The organism is Peribacillus sp. NPDC097295 (genome assembly GCF_044761665.1).
Taxonomy (GTDB): Bacteria; Bacillota; Bacilli; order Bacillales; family DSM-1321; genus Peribacillus.
On sequence record NZ_JBIWCW010000011.1, the window covers coordinates 1 to 23,831 of the forward strand.

25 protein-coding genes are annotated in these 23,831 nt (G+C 39.9%); 9 read left to right on the top strand and 16 right to left on the bottom strand.

Annotated elements, in window-relative coordinates:
- Positions 1–135: 135 nt before the first annotated feature.
- Together ACIQXN_RS15975 and corA are read right to left on the bottom strand one after the other, a co-directional pair.
- Positions 136–642, bottom strand: coding sequence for an RDD family protein (locus ACIQXN_RS15975; protein WP_402968575.1), 507 nt, complete (start codon positions 640–642; stop codon positions 136–138).
- Positions 643–744: 102 nt separating this feature from the next.
- On the bottom strand, positions 745–1,728 hold the full coding sequence (corA, locus tag ACIQXN_RS15980; RefSeq protein WP_402968578.1) for a magnesium/cobalt transporter CorA: 984 nt from the start codon (positions 1,726–1,728) through the stop codon (positions 745–747).
- 146 nt (positions 1,729–1,874) lie between these two features.
- Here corA and ACIQXN_RS15985 point away from each other — a divergent pair, with 146 nt between their 5' ends.
- Positions 1,875–3,017 carry an aminotransferase A gene (locus ACIQXN_RS15985; RefSeq protein ID WP_402968581.1) on the top strand — a complete coding sequence of 381 codons (1,143 nt, stop codon included), beginning with the start codon at positions 1,875–1,877 and terminating at the stop codon, positions 3,015–3,017.
- Between the two features lie 70 nt (positions 3,018–3,087).
- Here ACIQXN_RS15985 and ACIQXN_RS15990 read toward each other — a convergent pair whose 3' ends face one another.
- The 7 genes from ACIQXN_RS15990 to ACIQXN_RS16020 all read right to left on the bottom strand — a co-directional run bounded on the left by ACIQXN_RS15990 (position 3,088) and on the right by ACIQXN_RS16020 (position 9,111).
- The gene (locus ACIQXN_RS15990) at positions 3,088–3,453 is read right to left on the bottom strand and encodes a hypothetical protein (RefSeq protein ID WP_402968584.1); all 366 of its coding nucleotides are present in this window, start codon (positions 3,451–3,453) and stop codon (positions 3,088–3,090) included.
- 65 nt (positions 3,454–3,518) lie between these two features.
- Positions 3,519–4,394, bottom strand: a complete 876-nt coding sequence (locus ACIQXN_RS15995) for an NAD(P)-dependent oxidoreductase (protein ID WP_402968586.1) — start codon at positions 4,392–4,394, stop codon at positions 3,519–3,521.
- A 33-nt stretch (positions 4,395–4,427) separates the two neighbouring features.
- Positions 4,428–5,213: an SDR family oxidoreductase gene (locus ACIQXN_RS16000; protein WP_402968589.1), complete on the bottom strand. Its 786-nt coding sequence runs from the start codon at positions 5,211–5,213 to the stop codon at positions 4,428–4,430.
- A gap of 290 nt (positions 5,214–5,503) precedes the next feature.
- Positions 5,504–7,222 carry a phosphoenolpyruvate--protein phosphotransferase gene (gene ptsP / locus ACIQXN_RS16005; protein ID WP_402968592.1) on the bottom strand — a complete coding sequence of 573 codons (1,719 nt, stop codon included), beginning with the start codon at positions 7,220–7,222 and terminating at the stop codon, positions 5,504–5,506.
- Positions 7,222–7,488: a phosphocarrier protein HPr gene (locus tag ACIQXN_RS16010; protein ID WP_402867991.1), complete on the bottom strand. Its 267-nt coding sequence runs from the start codon at positions 7,486–7,488 to the stop codon at positions 7,222–7,224. Before ACIQXN_RS16010 ends, ptsP begins: the two co-directional genes overlap by 1 nt.
- A 208-nt stretch (positions 7,489–7,696) precedes the next feature.
- Positions 7,697–8,482, bottom strand: a complete 786-nt coding sequence (locus ACIQXN_RS16015; RefSeq protein ID WP_402968595.1) for an ABC transporter permease — start codon at positions 8,480–8,482, stop codon at positions 7,697–7,699.
- Positions 8,482–9,111, bottom strand: coding sequence for an ABC transporter ATP-binding protein (locus ACIQXN_RS16020; protein ID WP_402968598.1), 630 nt, complete (start codon positions 9,109–9,111; stop codon positions 8,482–8,484). Before ACIQXN_RS16020 ends, ACIQXN_RS16015 begins: the two co-directional genes overlap by 1 nt.
- 184 nt (positions 9,112–9,295) lie before the next feature.
- Here ACIQXN_RS16020 and ACIQXN_RS16025 point away from each other — a divergent pair, with 184 nt between their 5' ends.
- The 3 genes from ACIQXN_RS16025 to ACIQXN_RS16035 all read left to right on the top strand — a co-directional run bounded on the left by ACIQXN_RS16025 (position 9,296) and on the right by ACIQXN_RS16035 (position 11,296).
- Positions 9,296–10,129, top strand: a complete 834-nt coding sequence (locus ACIQXN_RS16025) for a thermonuclease family protein (RefSeq protein ID WP_402968601.1) — start codon at positions 9,296–9,298, stop codon at positions 10,127–10,129.
- 83 nt (positions 10,130–10,212) lie between these two features.
- A complete protein-coding gene (locus tag ACIQXN_RS16030) occupies positions 10,213–10,572 on the top strand; it encodes a PilZ domain-containing protein (protein ID WP_402968604.1) in 360 nt (119 codons plus the stop codon).
- 232 nt (positions 10,573–10,804) lie between these two features.
- Positions 10,805–11,296 (top strand): sigma-70 family RNA polymerase sigma factor, encoded by a 492-nt coding sequence (locus ACIQXN_RS16035; RefSeq protein WP_402968607.1) that lies wholly within the window; start codon positions 10,805–10,807, stop codon positions 11,294–11,296.
- Between the two features lie 40 nt (positions 11,297–11,336).
- Here ACIQXN_RS16035 and ACIQXN_RS16040 read toward each other — a convergent pair whose 3' ends face one another.
- The gene (locus ACIQXN_RS16040) at positions 11,337–11,531 is read right to left on the bottom strand and encodes an abortive phage infection protein (RefSeq protein WP_402968610.1); all 195 of its coding nucleotides are present in this window, start codon (positions 11,529–11,531) and stop codon (positions 11,337–11,339) included.
- Positions 11,532–11,989: 458 nt separating this feature from the next.
- On the opposite strand from ACIQXN_RS16040, the gene ACIQXN_RS16045 reads away from it, so the two are divergent.
- On the top strand, positions 11,990–12,166 hold the full coding sequence (locus tag ACIQXN_RS16045) for a YkvS family protein (protein ID WP_402968613.1): 177 nt from the start codon (positions 11,990–11,992) through the stop codon (positions 12,164–12,166).
- 193 nt (positions 12,167–12,359) lie between these two features.
- Positions 12,360–12,989: a hypothetical protein gene (locus ACIQXN_RS16050; RefSeq protein WP_402968616.1), complete on the top strand. Its 630-nt coding sequence runs from the start codon at positions 12,360–12,362 to the stop codon at positions 12,987–12,989.
- Between the two features lie 41 nt (positions 12,990–13,030).
- On the opposite strand, the gene ACIQXN_RS16055 is transcribed toward ACIQXN_RS16050, so the two are convergent.
- From ACIQXN_RS16055 to ACIQXN_RS16065, 3 genes are all read right to left on the bottom strand, one after another.
- Positions 13,031–14,074 (bottom strand): YkvI family membrane protein, encoded by a 1,044-nt coding sequence (locus ACIQXN_RS16055; RefSeq protein ID WP_402968619.1) that lies wholly within the window; start codon positions 14,072–14,074, stop codon positions 13,031–13,033.
- Positions 14,075–14,237: 163 nt separating this feature from the next.
- The gene (locus tag ACIQXN_RS16060) at positions 14,238–15,932 is read right to left on the bottom strand and encodes a M3 family oligoendopeptidase (RefSeq protein ID WP_402968622.1); all 1,695 of its coding nucleotides are present in this window, start codon (positions 15,930–15,932) and stop codon (positions 14,238–14,240) included.
- 187 nt (positions 15,933–16,119) lie between these two features.
- Positions 16,120–16,557 carry a MarR family winged helix-turn-helix transcriptional regulator gene (locus tag ACIQXN_RS16065; RefSeq protein ID WP_402968625.1) on the bottom strand — a complete coding sequence of 146 codons (438 nt, stop codon included), beginning with the start codon at positions 16,555–16,557 and terminating at the stop codon, positions 16,120–16,122.
- Positions 16,558–16,711: 154 nt separating this feature from the next.
- On the opposite strand from ACIQXN_RS16065, the gene ACIQXN_RS16070 reads away from it, so the two are divergent.
- The 3 genes from ACIQXN_RS16070 (at position 16,712) to ACIQXN_RS16080 (ending at position 20,364) form a co-directional block, all read left to right on the top strand.
- Positions 16,712–18,211, top strand: coding sequence for an ATP-binding protein (locus ACIQXN_RS16070; protein ID WP_402968628.1), 1,500 nt, complete (start codon positions 16,712–16,714; stop codon positions 18,209–18,211).
- Between the two features lie 82 nt (positions 18,212–18,293).
- Positions 18,294–19,517, top strand: a complete 1,224-nt coding sequence (locus ACIQXN_RS16075) for an MFS transporter (protein ID WP_402968631.1) — start codon at positions 18,294–18,296, stop codon at positions 19,515–19,517.
- 115 nt (positions 19,518–19,632) lie between these two features.
- Positions 19,633–20,364, top strand: a complete 732-nt coding sequence (locus ACIQXN_RS16080; RefSeq protein ID WP_402968633.1) for a ZIP family metal transporter — start codon at positions 19,633–19,635, stop codon at positions 20,362–20,364.
- A 47-nt stretch (positions 20,365–20,411) separates the two neighbouring features.
- Here ACIQXN_RS16080 and ACIQXN_RS16085 read toward each other — a convergent pair whose 3' ends face one another.
- The 3 genes from ACIQXN_RS16085 to ACIQXN_RS16095 all read right to left on the bottom strand — a co-directional run bounded on the left by ACIQXN_RS16085 (position 20,412) and on the right by ACIQXN_RS16095 (position 23,713).
- A complete protein-coding gene (locus tag ACIQXN_RS16085; protein WP_402968636.1) occupies positions 20,412–20,969 on the bottom strand; it encodes a PilZ domain-containing protein in 558 nt (185 codons plus the stop codon).
- A gap of 64 nt (positions 20,970–21,033) precedes the next feature.
- Entirely contained in the window at positions 21,034–21,300 is a 267-nt protein-coding gene (locus tag ACIQXN_RS16090) for an aspartyl-phosphate phosphatase Spo0E family protein (protein ID WP_402968639.1), read from the bottom strand.
- 256 nt (positions 21,301–21,556) lie between these two features.
- A complete protein-coding gene (locus ACIQXN_RS16095) occupies positions 21,557–23,713 on the bottom strand; it encodes a PAS domain-containing protein (RefSeq protein WP_402968642.1) in 2,157 nt (718 codons plus the stop codon).
- Between the last annotated feature and the right edge of the window lie 118 nt (positions 23,714–23,831).

Genomic DNA, 23,831 nt, shown 5'->3' on the forward strand with positions numbered 1-23,831 from the left:
CACGGCAAGTACCTTGCGCTTCCTTAGTGGTTGGTCGATGTGTACCCCCACAGTGGACTTTCACCACCTAGATAGTTGCCATGCCTGGCACACAATTGAAAAGGAGGCTCGCACGGAGCCTCCTCACCATGATTTTTATTTATATTTAATGACCAGCGTTCCTGCCACCATATCGTGAAGAGCTTGTTTTCTTTCCGTAAATCCGGCCATGATATAGCCAATATAAAAGATAATCCCTGAAAGGATTGTAGCAAAGTATCGTCCTGAAGCCTTTCCGAAACCAATTCGCTTCCCATTCAAATCTACCACTTTAATGTTCAGCAGTTTCTTCCCGATAGTCCCCTGCCATTTTGAAGAGTGTAATAGCGTATAATAAAAAAAGCTAATAAGTACAGATAAAAACACCGTTATTAAAGTACCGCCCATGAATGCAAATATTTCCCCGCCACCCCCATAAGTGGGGTCATACATGTCTTCCTGTACGCTTGACATGCTGCCGATCCAGAATAGGTTCACGATTGTCATTAAGATTCCTGAGGGGATGCCGATTATAATCCCATCAATAATATTGGCACCAAACCGAATCCAAAAACCTGCATACTCTTTTTTTTCTTCTGGATAACTCTCTAATTTCTTTTCCATTATACCACCTCTTTTTCATATATATGGAAATTATAATAACTTCTTTATTATAACAAAGACACTTATCATATTTCCATCCATACGCTACGCTTCCAAATCAATTCATCTCTTTCGAGGCTTTTTACCTATTTTCAGCCAACCCTTTTTGACGAAGTATCCAAACATCATGAAGGCAATGCCACCCATCATACCAAGTATCACAAAGTACCCATAATGCCAATTCAATTCAGGCATGTACTTAAAGTTCATGCCATAAACCCCCACAATGAATGTAAGTGGCATGAAAATGGTCGTAATGACAGTTAACGTCATCATGGTAGAGTTCATATTATTCGAATTGACCGACAAGTAGCTGTCACGAATGTCGGAAGAGAAATCCCGATAGGATTCAAGCATCTCCGTTAGTTTAAGAAGATGATCATATACATCATGGAAATAAAGGTGCTGATCCTTTAAATAATTCAGTCGGTCAGAGGAAATCATCCTATAAAGTAAGTCACGCATCGGGAGGATTATACGACGGATTCTTGACAAATCCGTCCTCAAATCAAATAACTGATCCATCAATTCCGAAATCGTGTCATCTTGTGTGTTATCCTCGATACTGTTTAACTCACTTTCTATTTTGTAAACAGGAGGAAAGAATTCATCCACGATTCGATCTATCAGTCTATGCATGAGGAAAAAGGGACCTTGTTTCAGTGATTCCAGTTCGGGGATTTCATTCCAAACCTTTTCTAATTCCTCCAGCTCATCCTTATGAAACGTAACTAACCATTTTTTCCCGAGAAAGAGTCCCAATTCTTCAGCCTTGAAGACTTTCTGCCGGATTGCATGTATCACAAGGAACTGATAACCTTCATAAAAATCCATTTTGGGACGCTGAATATAATCATCCAGGCAATCTTCAATCGCTAAATGGTGAAAATGAAAATGGCTCGATAGCAGCTGTACTTCCTCCATCGTAGGTTTTGAAAAGTCCACCCAGAACCATTCAATATGATCTTCATTCAGTTTTTCGATTGCTACATCAAAAATGGCCTCATTTTCTTTTGTTATGGCACAAGTTCTAATCATTCTTATCATTCCTTAAATTCTATTGGTCTTTAATACATTAATCTTATAAAGTTATTTTTTCCTCTTCCCTTACAAAATGATAAAATAGAGTGGATTCGTCAAACCCCAATTCAATATACAACTAATAATGAAAAGTACAAGGAGGATCTTCTCAAATGGAACATTTAGTAAACCCGCTTGTAAAAGAGGTGCAAATATCGGGCATTCGAAAATTTTATAATCTAGTCGCCGATATAGAGGGGACCATTTCCTTAACGATAGGCCAGCCTGACTTCCCAACACCCCAGCATATTAAAGAAGCGGCAAAAAAGGCAATCGATGAAGATTATACAGTCTATACCCATAATGCCGGTTATTTGGAATTAAGAGAAGCCGCTAGTGAATATGTAAAAGAAAAATATCGACTTTCATACGATCCAGTCAATGAAGTCATCGTAACTTCAGGAGCAAGTGAAGGAATCGATATTACATTCCGGACGATCCTTACACCTGGAGATGAAGTGATTCTCCCAGGACCTGTCTATCCAGGCTACGAACCGATCATAAAAATGAGCGGGGCCGAGCCAGTTTATGCAGACACGACTAAGAACGGTTTTCGTTTGACGGCTGATATCCTTAAAGAATACATAACTGAAAAAACCCGTTGCATCGTTTTGCCTTACCCTTCGAATCCTACCGGAGTCACGTTGACTTCAGAAGAGCTACAGGACATCGCAGAGCTCGTGCGGGGCAAAGACATTTTCATTTTGGCCGATGAAATATATAGCGAGTTGGTTTTCGACCAAAATCATGTATCGATTGCTACTTATTTAAGAGAACAAACCATCGTGCTCAACGGTTTATCCAAATCTCATTCGATGACTGGTTGGAGAATCGGTCTGTTATTTGCTCCTGAATCCATCTCGAAACATCTGTTGAAGGTCCATCAATATAATGTTACTTGCGCAAGTTCCATTTCGCAACGAGCTGCTTTAGCTGCATTAACGGTTGGGAAAGACGACAGCATATCCATGAAAACGGAATATGCAAGAAGAAGAGACTATGTTTACGGCCGATTGCAGGCAATGAAGTTGGATGTGGTCAAACCGGATGGTGCCTTTTACTTTTTCGTAAAATTGCCTGCAGGCTACCCATCCTCCTTGGAGTTCTGCCTGGAACTAGTTAAACAGAAAAAGGTTGCTGTGGTTCCTGGCGATGCCTTTTCTCCATTAGGCGAAGGCTTCTTCCGTATTTCCTATGCCTATTCTATGGATACACTTGAGGAAGGGTTGAATCGCATGGAAGCCTTTTTGAAATAACGAATGAAGAGTATAGAAAAATGGCCATCAACAGTTGATCCGTTGAGGCCATTTTCATCATGAAAAAATGTTAATATAATCTCCGTAAAAAACGCACCTCGCGATAGCCTTCTTCCTTATTTGTTGTCGTAAGGCTCACTTCCACTATAGATCCCAATAAGTCCGTCATCACTTCTTCAAATTCCTTGGCGGTTCGCGGTTTTGAATGACCTAAATTTTTCAGCTCTCGCATCAATATCTGAAACCCGGCATCGGTCTCGATATGGCTGAATTTCACCGGTAAGATCAATGGACTTTCATTCATTAATTTCAATTCCCAACGGATGGGCTTTGTTTGGTGAATCGTTTTTTCCCTTTTATACCCTTCGATTCGGACAATGTATATGCCATCTTCTAATTCTTGAAACTTCATATGAATATCATCAAAGTCACCCATACGTCTCACTCCTTTTTGAAAGACTGTCGCTTACAGCTTATTCAAAAAAAGAGTGGTTAGCACTTTTAATTATAGTGTTTATATAATGCCTGGGTGCCACTGTTTTCCTCACCGGCCTCTGCCAGCCCATCATATAATGATTTGCTCAATGTTAATCCAGGAGCATCCAATCCCATTTTTTCCACTTCATCAAGGGCAATTTTCATATCTTTAATGAAATGCTTGATATAAAATCCTGGTTCAAAATCTCCCTTGACCATTCGTGGAACAAGATTGGATAGTGACCAGCTGCCCGCGGAACCCGATGAAATGCTTTGGAGCACCTTATCTGGGTCAAGCCCTGCCCTTTTGGCGTATGAGATTGCTTCCGTAACCCCTATCATGTTGGAGGCAATGGCGATTTGATTACACATTTTCGTATGCTGACCAGATCCAGCGGGTCCTTGATGAACAATATTGTTTCCCATACATTCTAGAATCGGGAGTATCTTTTCAAACGACTCAGGGTCCCCACCAACCATGATGGTAAGCTTTGCATCTCGGGCTCCAATATCCCCTCCAGAAACGGGGGCATCAAGAGCTTCCATTCCTTTTCTCTTTGCTTCCTTGGCTATCTTCACGGCAAGGGAAGGTGTGGAGGTAGTCATATCTATAAAAAGGGCCCCTTCTTTCGCATGTTCGATAAGCCCCTGTTCACCCAGGTATATCTCCTCGACATCGCTCGGATACCCGACCATGGAAATGATCACGTTCGTTTGCTGTCCAATCTCCCTAGCCGTTGCTGCCCATTTTGCCCCCTTATCGATTAACTTGCCTGCCTTTTCCTTAGTCCTTGTATGGACAAACACTTCGTAACCCGCTTTTAATAGATTGCCAGCCATGCTATTCCCCATAACTCCTGTGCCAATAAATCCGATGACCGTGTCTTCTTTTCTCGTCATGTTCATTCCCCTCTCGATCAACTTTTGTTAAATTTAGATGGACTTAACCATTCCGCCATCCACCAAATAAGATTGTCCGGTTAAATATGTATTCGCACCAGATACGAGGAAAGTGACGAACTTCGCAAATTCCTCTGGTTCACCATAGCGTCCAAGCGGAATGTTACTTAGAGATTGTCCGGTTACTTTCTCTACAGTGACCCCTTGTTTCTCAGCATTGAATCTATCCAAATGTTGGATGCGGTCTGTTGCGATCCGTCCAGGTCCAACCGTATTGATTAATATCTTGTCCGGCGCAAGTTCTGAAGCCAAGGTTTTCGCCAACCCGACGATAGCAGTCCGGAATGTATTCGATAATAATAGGCCTGGGATCGGCTCTTTAATGGACGACGAAGCAATATTAACGATCTTACCACCATGTTGTTTTAAATGTGGCAGGCTTTCCCGAATGGTCCGGATGAAGCTTAATAAATTCAATTCAAACGAATGTTGCCAGTCTTCATCATTGAAGTCTGCAAATGTCCCTCCTGGGGGGCCCCCGGCATTATTGATAAGGATATCGATTCCACCAAATTCCGTAGCCATTCTCGCCACTAATGACTTAATATCATCAGGTTTTGTGATATCAGTAACTTTGTAGGATATTTTCCCCTTACCCAGTTTCGATAATTCCTTTTGCACCGCTGCAAGTTTTTCTTCATTCCTTGCTGCAAGCATGACGTTGGCACCTTCTTTAACAAGCTCTTCAGCAATTGCCCTTCCCAGTCCTTGGCTTGAGGCTAAAACCAACGCATTTTTCTTCTGTAAATATAAATCCATCTTACATCCCCCTTATGCTTAGATTAAAACCCACTTTTATTATATCTTTATATGTATAAAGCGAAAAATCTGAATTGTCAATATTTATCTCTTCTAAAAAAAATCGCCGACTGGGAAATCCAGCCGGCTTTAAAAGGGGGAAATGAGAATGTCAGTTGCCTATAATCGAGCTAAACAACTGTGCTTGTTCTTTATTTACCCATGTATATTTTCGTTAAACTTCTTTTTTAAAAAAATCCTTATAAACTTTCACGGCGTTCCATCATTGGATGGAACGCCGACTTTTGTCTCTACTTCTTCACTTTCTCAAGTACAGCTGCCTTCACCTGGTCATTTGTATCCATTGTCAAGACATCTTGCGATAGTTTTTTCATTTCTTCATGTGAAAGTTTCCTGATTAGGGATCGAGCTTTTAGTATTGAGGTGGCACTCATGGAGAATTCATCGAGGCCCATCCCAATTAAAATTGGGACCGCCACTTCATCTCCAGCCATCTCGCCACACATGCCTGCCCATTTTCCTTCTTTATGGGCAGCATCAATAACCATCTTAACGAGTCGTAAAATCGCCGGATTATATGGTTGATATAAATACGAGACTCTCTCATTCATCCGGTCAGCTGCCATTGTATATTGAATCAAATCATTCGTTCCGATGCTGAAGAAATCTACTTCCTTCGCAAAAACATCTGCCATTACCGCAGTGGAAGGAATCTCAACCATGATGCCGATTTCAATCTTTTCTGCCACCGGGATATCATTTCCAAGTAATTCCTGACGCACTTCTTCTAACACAGCTTTGGCTTCGCGGAATTCCGTTAATGTGGCAATCATAGGGAACATGATTTTCAAGTTTCCGTATATGCTTGCCCGTAGCAACGCCCGTAACTGTGTACGGAAAATTTCTTGCTCGTTTAAGCATAAACGGATTGCACGATAACCAAGGAATGGGTTCATTTCCTTAGGAAGCTGCAAATAAGGTAACTCTTTGTCCCCGCCTATATCAAGTGTCCTGACGACAACTGACTTTCCAGCCATCCCTTCTAGGACAGCCTTGTAGGCTTCGAACTGCTCTTCCTCACTAGGCATTTCATTTCTTCCCATGTAGAGGAATTCTGTTCGGTACAAACCGATGCCTTCACCACCATTTTTGTGAACTCCCTGTAAATCCTTAGGTGTCCCAATATTGGCCGCAAGCTCTACTTGATGTCCATCTTTCGTAACCGTTTCTTCATGAACAAGTTTTGCCCACTCAGCCTTTTGCAAGGCATAGTTCTTCTGAATTTCTTCGTATCGCTTCAAAAGTTCAGCGGTAGGGTTGATATGCACCTCACCATTCAGACCATCAATAATGATCATGTCCCCATTTTCTATGGAAGCAGTCACCGTTTTAGCTCCTACTACAGCAGGTATCTCCAATGAACGTGCCATAATGGCTGAATGTGAAGTCCTACCACCAATATCGGTCGTAAACCCTTTAACATAAATCGGATTCAACTGAGCCGTATCAGAGGGCGTCAAATCTTCTGCAATGATGATCACTTCTTCGGCAATCATACTTGGATTTGGAATATGTATACCCAAAAGATGTGATAGCACACGTTTTGTTACATCCCGTATATCGGCAGCTCGTTCCTTCATATATTCATTATCCATTTGTTCAAACATCGAGATGAACATGCCTGCAATTTCCTTCAAGGAAGATTCAGCATTCACTTTCTCTGACTGGATTTTGTCCTGGACGGGACTTAACAGTTCCGGGTCGGAAAGCACCAGTAAATGAGCATCAAATATGGCCGCCTTATCGGGACCTAAATCCTGTTCTGCCTTGTTTCTAATGATTTCTAATTCGACTGTTGATTTTTGAATCGCTTCCTTAAAACGGGATATTTCAGCCTCAACGTCTTCAACGTTTCTGGTTTCGACAGATAATTCCGGCTCGATCAGACGATAGGCTTTAGCGATGGCTATCCCACTTGAAGCTGCAATTCCACTTATCAGTGTGGACATTACTCTGCTAAACCTTCTCTGCTCAATGTGTCAGATAGTGTTTTAAGAGCGTCGTTTTCATCGCTTCCTTCAGCAGTAATCGTGATTTCTGCACCTTTTCCGATACCAAGTGACATAACACCCATAATGGACTTAAGATTCACTTTTTTCTCTTTATATGCAAGGTTAATTTCTGAATCAAATTTACCTGCAGCTTGTACAAGCAATGTAGCCGGACGAGCATGAATCCCTGTTTCTGCTGTTACTGTAAATGTTTTTTCTACCATATCAATCAATCTCCTTTAAGATAAATTAAGAAGAATAGGCTATGTAAGGTTTTCCCCTATTCTTACTAAGAAAGTTACGAAAATCATATGATTTCCTATTCAGAATATCATTATCATTCTCAACAGACAAACCATAACTATCCTGTACTTATGAATCGTACAAAATTAAAGATAAAACTGCAACAATTACTTTACCGGAGTTTTAAGTTTAGATGGCCAATTGAGCGGTCTTTGTGAAAAATGCCTTAAAGCTCAACATGATAAAAAGAATGACCGTTATTGAAACGCTACCAAGAATCCCAATGAGTATCGCAATTTGATATTCTATGGCGATGAGAGGACTGATACCCGAAAGAATTTGCCCAGTCATCATACCCGGAAGGAAAATGATACCCATTCCTAACATGTTGTTCAGGGTCGGTAAAACGGCCGAGTCGAAAGCTGCATCGACATATTTTTTGACTGCCTTTTGCGGAGTCGCACCAAGCATCAATAATGCCTCCACCTTTTCGCGATTAGTGGTAATTCCGTCATGCAGATTTTTTAAAGCTAACGTAACTCCCGTCATCGCATTCCCGACAATCATCCCGGCAATCGGGATAAAGTAACGTGGTTCATACCAAGGCGTGAAGTGGATGACGACTAGGTTAAAATAAAACAAAGCCGCCATCGGCCCAGTGAGCATGCTTAAAATCACCATGCGTTTAATTCTCTTGTTTAGCGTAAATGATATTTGGTTAAAGATATTACGGATGGAAAACCAAGCCATCAAACACAAAAACCCTATCGATAGCAATGGATGAGGATTTTCGAATATATAGGTCAATACATAGCCAGCAAGAATGAGTTGGATCGTCATCCTTATTGTAGCAAGCAAAATTTGTTTTTCTCGTGATATCCCTCGCCATTTCACAATTACTAGTAGTAGTACGACAAATAAATAGGCCGCACATAACCGCCAGAGCTCAATATCTATTATCCCACTACTCTCCATTAATAGTCATCCTCCGTAGACTTTTTAAGGACAATCCTTCTCTCAGCGCAAGTATCCGCAAGTCGCTTCGAATGAGTGATCATGATCACCGTTCCCCTTTCCTGTTTCACTTCTGCTATAAATCGGCTCATGACCTCCAATTCTGTTTCTTCATCAAGCGCGGATGTCGGCTCATCCAATAAATACACGTCAGCCTTTAACAGAAGTAACCTTGCCAGTGCCAATCTTTGCTTCTCCCCACCCGACAGTTTCTCTGCATCAGCTGATAAAGGTTTCTTCAATAAAGTGGTCTCAAGCACTTTCATGAGCTCGTCCTTTGATCGCGGTTCCCTATCCGTCAACGCTAACCCCATTTGCAGGTTTTCTTCAATGGTTCCAGGTAAAGTAAGTGCTGTTTGAGAAAGCATCGTGACTTTTCGACGGAGCGCTACCGGGTTGAGAGTTTCAAGGAGTTGCCCTTGATAAAAAATCTCCCCCGTGTCAGGCTCATTCATTCTATTTAATAGTCGAAGCAGCGAAGTTTTCCCGGCCCCGCTCTCCCCAGTCAAACAGGTGATCGTTCCTGCTGGGATTTCAAGATGATCAATAGTTAGAATCCCTTTAGATGTAACGTTTTCAAGCTTGAACATAGTTTTCGTTCCTACCTTTCATGCCTCACGGTTTCATTATAAGAATAAACCATCAGAGAAAAAAATGGATAATATAAACATAGAATAATTTTCATTTTCTTTCACCATTCAATAAGGTAGTATTATTTTCGAACCCTTACTAATCCATGGCACCATGGAAAACAACTTGAATGGAGGAATAATGGTGAATACACATACATTTTTTAAATCTTATAGACATTTACTCATCCTGATGGCAATATGTCTGCTTACGTTAACAGGTTGCCAGGAAATGGTGGACGATTCAACAGAAGAAAATTCCACCGGGGAAAATACGACGTCTTCAACGGAAAACACCCTTTCTACAGACAACGAAGAAGCCAATGAATCAAAAGGGAAAACCTTCACGGCGAAAATAGTCCGCGTAGTTGACGGAGATACGGTGAAAATCAAAACGGCTAACGGCAAAGAAGAAACGGTTAGACTTCTTTTAATAGATACACCGGAAACCGTCCACCCGACCAAACCCGTTCAACCTTTTGGTCCTGAAGCTAGCAAATTTACTAAAGAGCTGATGCCCGCAGGATCGGAAGTAGAAGTTGAGACCGGAATTGGTGAAAGGGATAAATACGGACGTCTGTTGGCCTATTTTTATGTAGACGGAAAAATGGTGAATAAGCTTCTGCTAGAAAAAGGGCTGGCCCGGGTTGCATACGTATATGCCCCTAATACAAAATACCTTGACGAATTAGAAGCCATTCAGAAACAAGCGCAAAAAAAGGAAGTTGGCATCTGGTCGTTGGAAAACTATGCCACTTCGAAAGGCTTTGATGATTCAAAGGCTGATAAAGTGACAATAGATAAACCAACGAAAAAATCCTCTTGCTCCAATCCGGAAATTAAAGGAAACATCAATTCAAAAGGTGATAAGATCTACCACATACCGAGTGGACAGTACTATGAAATAACAAAAGAGGAAGAATTATTTTGTACAGAACAAGAGGCCGTGAACGCCGGATTCCGAAAATCACAGAGTTGAGCTAGCACCATGCATGTTTCACATCATTTATCAGTAAAAAATGATTACTAAGAAAAATTAAGAAATATCCTGGAGGATACCTTGTGAAATATAATAGAGATGAAGCATTTCGTTTCCCTTTCGACCCTCCACTTTCTGGTTTTTTTAGCATCATTAGAATAAACAACTTGGAAAACAAAAGCCGGAATGGAGCCATGTCCGTTCTCGATATAAGTGCCGGCGGGCTAAAGTTTCAGTCCACTCTTGACCTTCCCGAACAAGCGGACCTCGAACTTTTGCTAACCTTCATCATGAATAGGGATGAAATCACCCTACAGGGAAGAATTCTCTGGAAAAAGAAAAAGGCATCCTTATATATGTACGGACTCATTATGAATGAAAATGATAGATTGAAAGAAATCATAATCAAGGAACTTAAAACCTATCGAAAAAATAATCAATAGGTTATGTCAGGCATATCCGGTCTCCGGATGTGCTTTTTTTATTGTGCCCTTTTCATACAAAACTTCAAAATTCAACAAATGTAATGGCCGTTTTCACAATTTGCCCTTGCAAAATTCAATTTTGCAGCCCAAATTTTATCAATTTTTCCTTTTCGATAAATCCTCTGAATTTATTTAAGCTGTAAGCACCCGGGAATACACAAAAAGTGCACTTTTTAAAAAGGTGTAGAAAATGGACGGATTTTCAAATTTATCCCAACAGTTCACTCCGATGATTCATCATGTTATTAAATCACTCTCCATCTACAAAAATAAAGAGGACTTCTTTCAAATTGGATTGATCGCGTTATGGGAATCACAGGACAAGTACGATGAAGCAAACGGAAAATTCTCCAACTTCGCCTATACAGTCATAAAAGGAAGAATCATCAATGAATTAAAACGCCAGCATAAATACGATACACATAGCCAGCCAGTTGATAGAGCTTTCCTGGATGTTATAGACCCCTTTTCGTTAGATAAAGAAGCTTTCATGATGGAAAACTTCATGGCTTACACGGAAAACTTGACACTGAACCAGAAGCGCTGGCTTATCTTGACTTTCATCGAAGATAAAAACCAGAATGAAATTGCAAACATGTTTAATGTATCAACTGCCGCCGTCAAATCATGGCGAAAAACCACTCTGCATAAATTGAGAAAGGAAATGGAAATTACCTTTTAATAGGAAAAGGACGCCTCCTAATTGAGACGTCCTTCCTAATTTAACTTCTTGCTTCCTCTAAATAAGTATAAATGACTTCCCCATTATGCTGGGCATTTCCTCGGAAATGTTTGAAATCAGCTCTTTGTACAAGAACTTCGCGAAAACTCAAAAAATCTTCTTTATTGATCCTGAATTCCTTCATTTCTCGATTCGCTAATTTATCTAGGACAAGTTTTGCTTCTTCGGCATCCATCCTATTTCCTCCTCAATTAATTGTCGATTTCATACTCGGGGTAGGAGAAATTCCGTTTCTATTTTAACATAAGCTTAACTCAAATAAAGAACCATAAGTTTTTGTGGTCAATTTGCCTATATTATTCTTTACGAATACCCAAAAATAGTGCAAACTGTAAAGTAAAATATCATAATGTAAATAGATTGGTATTTTTCGTACATAAGTATCATCCAGTTACATACAAGTAAGGGTAACTATGCTCATATGATTTTCCATAATATAGCATAAACCACCCATGTTTCACCCAGACCTGTACTTTCTAACTAGTCATTATAACCACTCTGCTCACCGAAGAGATATGAATTCTCTTTACTTGCACTCCCCAGGTCAAAATCTAAACAGCAAGGTGTTCGAATAATCCATTTATTCATAGTTACTGATTATCATTGAAAATGAAATGGGAAAGGATGATTACCATGAAGAAAGCGGAAGTTGGAAATATCATTGAATTTAGAGATGGCTTGCAAGGAATCGTCGAGAAAGTGAACGAGAACTCTGTAATCGTGGATGTCACGTATATGGAAAATTACCTTGACTTGGAACTTGAACAGAAAACAGTTGTCAATCATAAAAATTATAAAATCATTGGATGATGGTACGAGACTTAGCGGAATGGTTAATGACCATTCCGTTTTTCTATTGAGGAACTTTATGGTATATTTGTATACTATACATTATTTGTAACTTTTTTCTTTTTCATTCGTCTATATATAAAAGGCTTGCTCGCCTGAAGGAAATACCTTTACACACATAAGAGAATTCAAACAGAAAGTCGAGGGAAAAAAGATGAGAAAATGGACACAGTATATAGGTGGAGCGACAATGGTGGCATTTCTGCTGACTGGCTGTGGGACAACCACGGATGACAAGACGGCTGAACCACAAAAATCACCGGTAAAGGAAGAGAATAAAGGCGGCTCATCCAATGAGTCTGATAGTAATCCTGAAGAAACAAAAAAAGTGAGACTTATGGAACAAAATCTGCAGTATACACTTAATGGGGAGGCAAAAGAAGAAACGGCTTTCCTGAAAAATAGTGATAACCAACCATTCAGCCTTTATGTATTGCAACAATTTGAATTGACCGCTGAAGAACCTGGAAAAGATATCTTATTCCTTACTGATGATGACTCTGTGTCTATGAGGATTGAATTATTAACGGAGGATGTCAATTGGGATGAAGTTGAGGAAAATGTTCAAACCCAACTGAAAAGCATATCAAATAAGATTGAAGATCCAGCACTAAATATAGATAACGGGTCCGGCTACGAAGTCGTGAACGGCGATGATGTAGTTACTTCAGTCTTGCTTAAAGATGAGAAGGCTCCTGTCCGCTTAACCATGTTCACAAAGACAGACACTGATTACCGCGATGCTTTTCTAGAGATGGCTAAAACACTGATGAAAGAATCATGATCTATACATGGAGGGAAAGGTTGAAACCTTTCCCTCTATATTTATATCCTTTTCCCTGTGTTGCTTTTCCAAACAAGGATTAAAAACAGTAAACTTATGTATCCAAATACCGGATAGAGATAACCCAAGAGCCTTCCATATCCGTATGCGCCAATGATCAATGCTACAATAAAACTGAAGGCAACGATGACTATGCCTGGCACTTTGATATAGTTACTGATTTGCTTCTGCAATCCGTAAATATTTCCGATGACCGAAGTGAAGATTTCCCCATAGATCACAAGAATGAACATCCAATGTAAATGCCCTCCCACCGTTTTCATAATGACCGCCGAAGGAATTTCATAGTTAGTCACATCAGGAAGGGTCATGAGTGAAAAATGGCCAGTCAGCAGAATGACCGTAAGGAATACACCACCGAGGATAGCCCCTTTCTTGATAATCTTTTCGTCATTGACCTCATACGCGACCGGAACAAGCACCGCCTGCGCTAAAGCCAGATTAAAAGCGGTATAGGCAAATGGGGAGAAAATCATCTTCAAGCTGATGCCTTCTTTTGGGACTTGTGTGAGATAAGATATAAAATCACCATTTTCTAAAGTGGAGAAGAAAAGAATCAAGCTAAATAGAATCATGATTGGTACAACAAACGTATTGACTGTGAAAAGCCCTCGCATTCCAAGCATCAATACCAGTGAAGCCAAAGTGACCGTAGCCCAGCTTCCGATACTTTTCGAGATTCCAAGCTGTTCCTCGAAAACGGCACCTGAACCCGAAATCATGACCGCTGTTACACCTAAAAGCATGATAAGGAAAAAGATATTGATAAATACCGCAAGTTTTTTCCCGAATAAAAACTGATTGAACTCTTCATAAGAAGAGGCCCTGATTCTTGCAGAAATCAGCATGATTTTCGTACCACTGAAAATGAAAATATATCCTGCTATTAAAATCCCGATAAAGCCGTAAAAGCCGTAACGGGTAAAAAACTCAACAATTTCTTTTCCCGTTGCAAAACCCGCTCCGACAACTGTACCCACATAAACGGCTGCAACCTGAAAAATCCCTGACCATCTTGAAAGCATGTACTCCCCTCCTCCCTACATCTATATGTAAGTGGGGGGAATTTAAGACAGGCCAAGTCATATTAACCTGAATTAATGGAAATGCTTTCGGTCCAATAAACTAAAAGCGTTTCTTAAGGTAAATCCCCTCAAGAAACGCTTGTGATTCACTAGCCTCCGAAAATTATAAGGCTTGGTCATCGACAGAACTAAGCCATTCATCAATAACCCTTACAACAGATTGAACAGTCCCTTTTGTAAATGGAGAGTCCAGGTTAGCCGATTCCACCAGCTCTAGGAAAGATTTACTTCCACCAAGCTGGCAAAGGTTTAGATAGTCCTTCCAAGCATTCTCGTCTTCTTCCATGGATCTTTTCCAAAATTGGAAAGCGCAGATTTGTGCCAATGCATAGTCAATATAATAAAACGGAGATTCATAGATATGGCTTTGCCGTTGCCAATTGCCCCCACCTTCTAAAAATTCATTTCCTTCATAATTACGGTGAGGTAAATATTCCTGCTCGATTTTACGCCATGCCTGTCTTCTTTCAAGTGGCGATGCCTTTGGGTTTTCGTACACAAAATGCTGGAATTCATCGACAGCTACCCCGTATGGCAGAAACACGAGCGAGCTACTTAAATGAGAAAACTTGTACTTTTCGGTATCTTCTTTGAAAAACAACTCCATCCATGGCCATGTAAGGAATTCCATGCTCATCGAATGGATTTCACAAGCCTCGTATGTCGGCCAATTATATTCAGGAATATCCAGGTTACGACTGCGATACACTTGGAAAGCATGTCCTGCCTCATGTGTAAGAACATCGATATCACCGGAAGTTCCGTTGAAGTTCGAAAAAATGTATGGAGCTTTATAGTCTTCAATAAATGTACAATAGCCTCCACTGGCTTTTCCCTTTTTCGCCACAAGATCCATTAAGTTATTATCCATCATAAAATTGAAAAACTCATTCGTTTCGGCAGAAAGTTCACGGTACATTTTTTGGCCATTTTCCACGATCCAATCCGCATCGCCTTTAGGGATGGCATTTCCCGTACTGTACTGAAAATTCTCATCATAATAATAGAGTTCCTCAAGACCAAGCCGTTTCTGCTGACGTTCCATCAAACGGGTAACAAGCGGGACCACTTCCTCTTTCACCTGTTTACGGAATGCTGCTACCATTTCCGCGTCATAATCAGTCCTAGTCATACGATAATAGCCGAGATCGACGAAATTTTCATACCCTAATGTTGTTGCTATCTCATCGCGCACCTTCACTAGCTCATCAAATATCCGATCTAATTCGTCCTGTTTTTCTGCAAAGAAGTTATAATAAGCTTCACTTGCATTTTTTCTAACCGAACGGTCCTCCGACTCTCTAAAGGGCTGAAGCTGTGCCAACGTCCGCTCTTCTCCCATAAAATCTATTTTTGCTGAGGCAATTAGCTGTGAATACTCGCTTGATAGCTTATTTTCCTTTTGCAATTGCGGGATGATCTCCGGGGAGAACGTTTTAAGCTGTGCCTCAGCAAGATCAAAGAGTTGACTGCCCCACTTTGCCTCAAGCTGCGGGCGAAATTTTGATTGGACAAGTTCAGCATAAAATGTGGAAGTCATTTCTTCCATCTCCGGGGAGAATTCATCTAAATAATCATTCTCAGCTTTATAAAATTCATCTGTTGTATCTATTGTATGCCGAATATAGACAAGATTACTCATCGTGCCTACATAGTTTCGAATGACGTTGATTTCATTTATTGCTTCCACTTGTTTTTCTACATCATTCGCATCCGTAAACTTCTGAAGAGCTTTCGTGAACTTCCCTTTAATTTCATCCAATTCCGGACGTTCATACGCATACTCATTAAATTTCATGCTTACACCCCAATATCATCAATTGTATCGGTCATTTTGAATAACCGTATAATAATAAATTCGCCATGTTCTAATGCATTGCCTTCTTATTCACGAAAAAGCACCTGCATGAACTTGACCGTGGACAAACCTCAGGATAAAAAAATATAAAAACACCTCAATTTAATTAAGGTGCTGGTTTACAAGACTATTGTTTCGTAGAGTAACCGATTTTTTTCAGTAATTCAATTGCAGTCGCTTTTTCCTCTTGCGTAAGGACGCTCATGATATCATCGATTCTTTTTTCATGATCTGGGAAGACACTCTCAATAAAGGCTTTGCCTTTATCCGTGATTTTGGCAAACGTTACACGGCGGTCATCTTTACAAGCTATCCGCTGTAAAAATTCCTTCTGTTCGAGCTTGTCCACCACATAAGTAATGCTACCGCTAGCAAGCAAGATTTTTCCGCCAATTTGTTGAAGCGGTTGATCCCCTTTATGATATAACAGTTCTAGCACGGCAAATTCAGTAGGGTTCAAGCCCGCTTCGGCTATATGTTTATTCACTATATCATTAATCGACCGATGAGCTCTTGACATCACGATAAACAGCTTTAATGACTGTTGGATGTTATCATTTTCCATAACTTCACAACCTTAAAATTTTTAATTAAAATATCTTGAATTAAAAGTTATTATATTCTATTATGTCCTTTTTGTCAATTTTGCCTAATGTGTATGGCTATTGTTTAATCATCCAGTTTGATATACTAAAAGAAAAAATTAAAGTAGTGACCTCATGAGATTTAGACCAAGATTTTTGAAATATATATTCATTGTTATTTTACCATTAATCATTTTAACTATCATTTATTGGTTATACTTCAATCAAGCCATCCAAAAAGAACGGCAAGCCCAAGCCGAGAAGATTGGATCCGTTTATCAAAAATATATCGACCAAGTTATCAGTGAAACCAAGGAAAATGTTGAACTGTTAAGTCTCAGTATCTCCATTCCATATAGGGACGATCGAACAAAGAAAATATTACACTCCATTATAGATACAGACTCAAGGTACTTAGACATATACCTGTTGAATGAAGAAGGAATCGCCATACATAGTACAAGCGAGCAGGCCAACCATTCCAAATTGATCAAGCAAGAGGATATGGACTTGGCTGTTAATACTCATAAACCGTTAGTGGTCAGTAAACCGGAACTTGATGACTTAAATTGTAACTGTTTCACCATGTTTTCCCCTTTATTAGAAAATGAAGAAAAAGTACAGGGGTTTTTAATGGTACACATAGCATTCGATTATGTAGAGAATATCATGAAAATACTTTTACCCAATCAAACGGTTAAACTCCAAGCAAGCAATGGCGATAGGATTCTTGATGTTAATATAGAAGAAGCTACTTCAAATTCAAGATGGGTGAGCATTCCCTTGTCAGAAGCCGACTGGTCTCTATCTGTTAAAATGCCGGATAAGGTCGATACCCACCACATCAATGTATTTTATTCTTGTATATTTTTCACCTTCATCATTACTAACGTGATATATATCATTGATTATGAGTTGCTCTTTCGCAAGGAATCCAAGAAGCAAAAACAACTAATCGATGATCAAAAGCTGAATTTCGTGGGTACGCTTGCCGCAAGTACGGCACATGAAATCAAAAATCCACTTACCGGCATTAAAGGACTTGTCCAATTGCTTAATGAAAAACATCCCGATGAGCAAGACCAGTTCTATTATTCTGTCATCATGAAGGAGATAGAACGGATAAATAGCATCGTCAGTGAGTTTTTAATTTTAGGAAAACCGATGGTACAGCACTTGTCCTCCTATGATGTCCGCGGCATCGTTGCCGAACTAAGGCCAATAATAGAATCCGAAGCCCGGTATTACAATATTGAAGTGGAATGGGATATAGTTAGGTCACCAGTCCCTGTAAACTGTACGAAGGACCAACTTAAGCAGGTCATACTTAATATAGCCAAAAATGGGTTTGAGGCTATGGAGCAAGGTCAAAAGCTAACCATACATATTTATCAAAAAAAGCAAGAAGCTATAATAGAAATCACCGACTCTGGACATGGATTGGATGCAAACGATATCCATAAAGTATTCGAGCCATTCTATACTTCCAAGAAGGAAGGCACCGGTTTAGGACTTTTCGTATGTAAGAGAATCATCGAACTCTTCAATGGAACAATCGAGGTTACAAGTAAACCTTTAGAGGGTACAACATTTATGATTAGTTTACCAACCTTAAAAGAGGACTGTAATGAGTAATATAACCGCCTTCTATAATCTATATGGTGAAAAAGCGCTAAGAATATATAAGATTCTAGTCTAGAAAGAAGGAAAAATACATATGGCGAGTACCACGGCATCAAAACCCATACCTAAAAATCAAGAGATGACCCTCAAAATCATGATTATCATCGGGATATGTCATTTAATGAACGATTCCCTTCAGGCCGTGGTACCGGCCATGTTTCCCATCCTAGAAGAATCAATGTCCCTTACTTATACTCAGCTCGGCATGATTGCCTTCTGCCTGAATATCGTTTCATCTCTCTTACAGCCAGCGGTCGGCTTTTATACCGATAAAAAGCCTCTTCCTTATGCCTTGCCAATCGGATTGACCAGCACTTTAATCGGGGTCATCATCCTGGCTCTCGCACCAAACTATACAATCATACTTGGTGCTGTTCTATTAATGGGCCTTGGATCAGCAATCTTCCACCCAGAAGGCTCACGGGTTGCATACATGGCTGGAGGTCCTCGAAGAGGTCTGGCCCAATCGATTTACCAGGTAGGGGGGAACAGTGGCCAAGCGCTTGCTCCTCTCATCACTGCTATCATACTTGTTCCATTCGGCCAAAAAGGTGCTCTCTGGTTTGCTTTCGTCGCCTTTGCCGCAGTCATGCTATTACTGTACATTGCCAAGTGGTATGCTCACAGGCTCGTGCATTTCCAGCCAAAAACCCTCACTGCCAAAGTCATTAATAAGGATCGTACCAATAAAGTGGCCAAAGCCTTGATCTTGATTTTATTCATCATTTTCGCCCGCTCCTGGTATGTATCCTGCATGACGAATTTTTATAGTTTCTACTTAATCGAACAGCACTTATTCACGATAAAAGCAGCACAAATCTTTCTTTTCGCCTTTTTAGCCGCCGGGGCAGTGGGGACATTTTTCGGTGGGCCGCTCGCCGACCGTTTCGGACGAAGAAACGTGATTCTTTTTTCCTTTGCTGCAAGTGCACCTTTAACGGCTCTGTTGCCATTCGTGCCACCCACCGCAGCCTTTATTCTATTGTTAGCCGCAGGATTCATTATCATGAGCAGTTTTTCCGTTACCGTGATTTATGCACAGGAATTAGTTCCCGGTAAAGTTGGAACGATGGCTGGCCTGACTGTAGGGCTCGCTTTTGGCATGGGGGCGATTGGATCCGTTTCACTTGGGGCGATTGCCGATATTATCGGAATTGCATCCATGATTAAAATTGTAGGGTTCTTGCCATTGCTAGGAATTATAAGCGTGATGTTGCCATCTGATTTGATGTTAAAAAAATGGCATACCGAAACATAATCATCCATTAACATATACCGATCATACTGGCACCAAATCGGATATTCGAAATACAATAAATTATTGTTTCACCTAGAAAAAAGAGAATTGACAAGAACCTGGAAAGGAGAAATTTATGAGTGGAGTTTTATTAGGCAGCATCCTCTCTGCTATGTCTACAGGAGCCGGTGCTCTACCGATCCTTTTCATTAAAGGTTCCATTACCCATCGCTTTAGAGACACACTTTTAGCCTTCACGGCTGGAATCATGATGGCGGCATCTATGCTCAGCCTAATTCCAGAGTCTTTGGCTACCGGGGGATATATTCAACTTATAGTAGGGGTTTTCCTAGGGGTTATAACTTTGACCATGATGGAAAAAAACATTCCACATATCGATCTCGGTCATACGAAAAGTGGCATTCAATTTGATGAAAAAGCTTTGCTCATCGTTACAGCCATCACATTGCATAATATTCCGGAAGGCCTATCGGTAGGAGTAAGTTATGCATCTAACGCGCCTGATACAGGGAATTTGATAGCTTTTGCAATAGGTCTCCAAAATGCTCCAGAAGGCTTGCTCGTTGCATTGTTCTTGATCAATCAAAAGATTGGGAAATTTTTGGCCTTCATCATTGCTACATTAACCGGCGCTATAGAAATCGTCACAGGCCTATTAGGCTATTATTTGACCTCTTATATCGAATTCCTGGTTCCTTATGGTCTTGCCTTTGCGGCTGGAGCCATGCTTTTCATCGTCTATAAAGAATTGATTCCCGAAAGCCACGGGGATGGAAATGAGCGGACCTCTACTTATTCCTTCATTGTCGGGCTCTTATTTATGGTGATTTTATTGGAAATCCTATAACTAGACACATTACAAAGGCTGGCTCTTTTATGGGAGTCAGCCCTTTTTTATATAGCCATAGCTGATAATTTTTCAAGCTGCCTGTTAAGGATATACCTTCTGACGTAAAACAGGTCTTTGACGGAAACCCCTATGAAGCTAGCCCCATACCGATATATATCATCCAACTTCTGTTCATTTTGAATCCTGATAGTAAAATGATTAGTGACATCTTCAATCATAAAGCTTATCACTTGCAACTCCGTATTCAATAGTTTTTTTTCACACGAAAACCCAATACCCCTTATGCTTAAATCAATCAATCGAACTCTTTCGTACTTTTTACCGGATTGAACTTGTCCCTCCACAACATAAGACACCCTTGCTGCTCTTCTCCGTTCACTATCCTGAAGAGCTTCGAACCAGGGAACAAATAAATATAAATTATTGTCTTGCTTTTTTATGATTTTCGTTTCGAATTTTTGAGATTCATACAGGCAGATAACAGTATCACCAGAATTAAATTGATCTGGATTCTTGACGATGACATTCATTAATTCTCCTTCTATGAAAAATAGGGCTGCCTGACTAATCTCCCCTCTTATTAATATTTTTATATATTCCATCCTTGACCTCGATTTCGATTTAGTCACCGCTACCCAGTGTTAAAAATTCATATCCATCAACTTCCTATTCAGCATTTGATAGGAAGTAATCATTGTAAAATGGTTCCTGCATGACAACCACCATGTCTAGTGTTTCCACTCTCATTTCTACAGGCGTATGATGTTGCAGAATCAAATATTCATTAATCAGCTTATCCAGTTCTTCGCTGATTCGAATGGTATGTTCGTGACTCATACCATGTGTTTGTGCAAACTCTATCATTTCCCAACGCTTTATTCGTATTTCACTACAAATTGCTACAGCATTCCGACAATTCATACCTATATTCACTACTCCGTCCTTTTAAAGTTTGATCATAATAAAGAATTATTACAAAATATACCTTATATGTAAATAGGTTCGCAAAAAAAGACAAAACTTCTTAAATTGCGCTAAAATAAAAAGCACTACAAGACAGAAAATGACGGGAACCTCAATATACTGACACCCATGAATAGGTAATATTTTTATCGAAAAAAAAACCTTTCATAATATGAAAGATTTAAAGTCCATTCTGATGAGGAAAAATTAAATTAGAAGACTTCTCTTATGCTTTACTTTTTAAAGGTAAAAATATATGAAACCCTGTCCCTTTATCAACTTCGCTCTCCACTTCGATGTAGCCATTATGTTCTTCTATAATTTTATAGCTAACCATCAACCCTAACCCTGTTCCTCTTTCCTTTGTCGTATAAAAAGGTTCACCTAATTTTTTCAATTTGTCCTCAGAAATCCCATTTCCTTGATCGATAATCGATATACAAACGTGCTTTTCCGAGACTTGACTCTTAATACGGATGGTCCCTCCATCCGGCATAACTTCCAGTGCATTTTTTATAATGTTGATGAACACTTGCTTTAACTGGTTTGCTTCACAAAATACATTGAACTCTGCACCCTCGAAGTCCGTCTCAAACCGGATATTATTAAGTAAAGCTTCTGCGGCTAATAACTCAAGTGTCTCCTTCATGATTATCTGTACATCTTGTGCCAGGTATTGAAGTGCCTGTGGCTTTGCCAAAACCAAAAACTCTGTAATGATGGTCTCTATTCGCTTTATTTCCGAAGTGATGATTTGAAAATAGGTAGAAAAATCTTCCTGGACCATGTCCTCGAGCAACTGGATGAACCCTTTCAAAGCCGTCATGGGGTTCCTAATTTCATGTGCAATCCCTGCAGCAAGTTCACCAACTACATGTAATGTATCTGATTTCCTGATTTGCTCTTGCATCTCAAGATTTTCACTAACATCTCGAAAAACGGTTAAATTCAGATTGGAATATAAATTGCTCCTGGTCAAAAATTCAATATGCTTAACACTTCCATCTTCAAACTTTAGCGGAACGATGGAAGAATATACTCCTTTTTTATACACCTCTTCCACATAGGCATTGAACTGTTCTGCATTTCCCGGTATCTTTTCGATGAATTCCTTAACAGACAAAGATAGAAGTCTTTCCTTGGAGATTCCCAAAATCGCTTTCCCGGATTCGTTAATGTCTGTGAACCCTTCTTTATTCCATAAAATCATTCCATCCATTGAACCCTCAAAAATCTTCCTGAATTTCTTCTCACTTTTCCGTAATTCCTTTTCTATCTCCCAACGTTCGGTTACATTGCGAATAATCGTTACATTATACCCATCGCCCTCATGTTTCTTTGCTGTTAATTCAAGCAATTTTATTTGGTTATTTGGCATTTTATAAAAAATATCGTCCCTAACTTGTCCATCTCTCTCAAAAGTGGCGAGCATTCGCTTAAAGTAATGATTTTTCTTAAAGATATACTTCCAGGTGTCACTGCCGAGCATTTCTTCCCTCGTAGATTCAAATATTTTGCAAGCTGAGTGATTCACCCGGAAAATGATTCCGTCCTCATTCCAAAAAATGATTCCTTCCATGGACTGATCAAATAATTCTGCAAATATCCTTTCGCTCGTCTCTAATTTCTTTTCCATGATTTTTGATTCTGTAATCTTGGAAAAAGTCGACTTGAAATATTCATTGCCGACTGTCGAACTGGTTGAAAAAGTAAACCGACAAGGCTTGCCATGAAGCGTTACCTCCAATTCCCCCATCGATTTCAACGTAGAAAATATTTTATCAACCCCTTTTTTCACGGTAGGCTCATATTCATGCGTCATCAACTCGGACATTTTTTTGCCTATCAGCTCCCCTTTATTGATTTTGAGGCCATCAATGAATGCTGAATTCACCTCCACTACGACTCCTTCACGATCCAAAAGAAGAATGCCCTCTTTTTCCCTATCATAATTACCCAAAAACAGTTTGGGTGACCTCAGACCTTCCCCTACCCGTTTGACTTCTGTCACCTCTTCCAAACGAAAAATGCCCTTACCATTTGAAAGTGTACCAATCCTTATAAACTCAAGTTCCTTCTTGATTCCAGTCAGAAGTTGTACCTCTCCCCTATGAGAATTTTTTAGGCTGTTGAATCCTTCCTGAAGGTTTACATCAAAAAAGGAACTTTCCTGAAGAAAGTCAGTTAGCCTCAATTCAGTCAATTTCTCTCTAGATATATCCAGCAACAAACATGCCGCCTCATTCGCGTAAGAAAAGCCCAGATTTTCATCCATCATTATAAGGGGCTCTATAATGAAATTAAACATTTCCTTATATTCTGCAATTTGCTGATTCAACCTGATGATTTCCTCATTATAGACAGCCTCATACTCCACATTCATAATTTACACCCCTTTCATAACCACGCGTTTCATTTATTTAACATTATAATTCGACATCTCCTCCTAATTCCCTCGCAATTCCAAAAAAACAGTAGAATATAATTATTCATTAATGGTG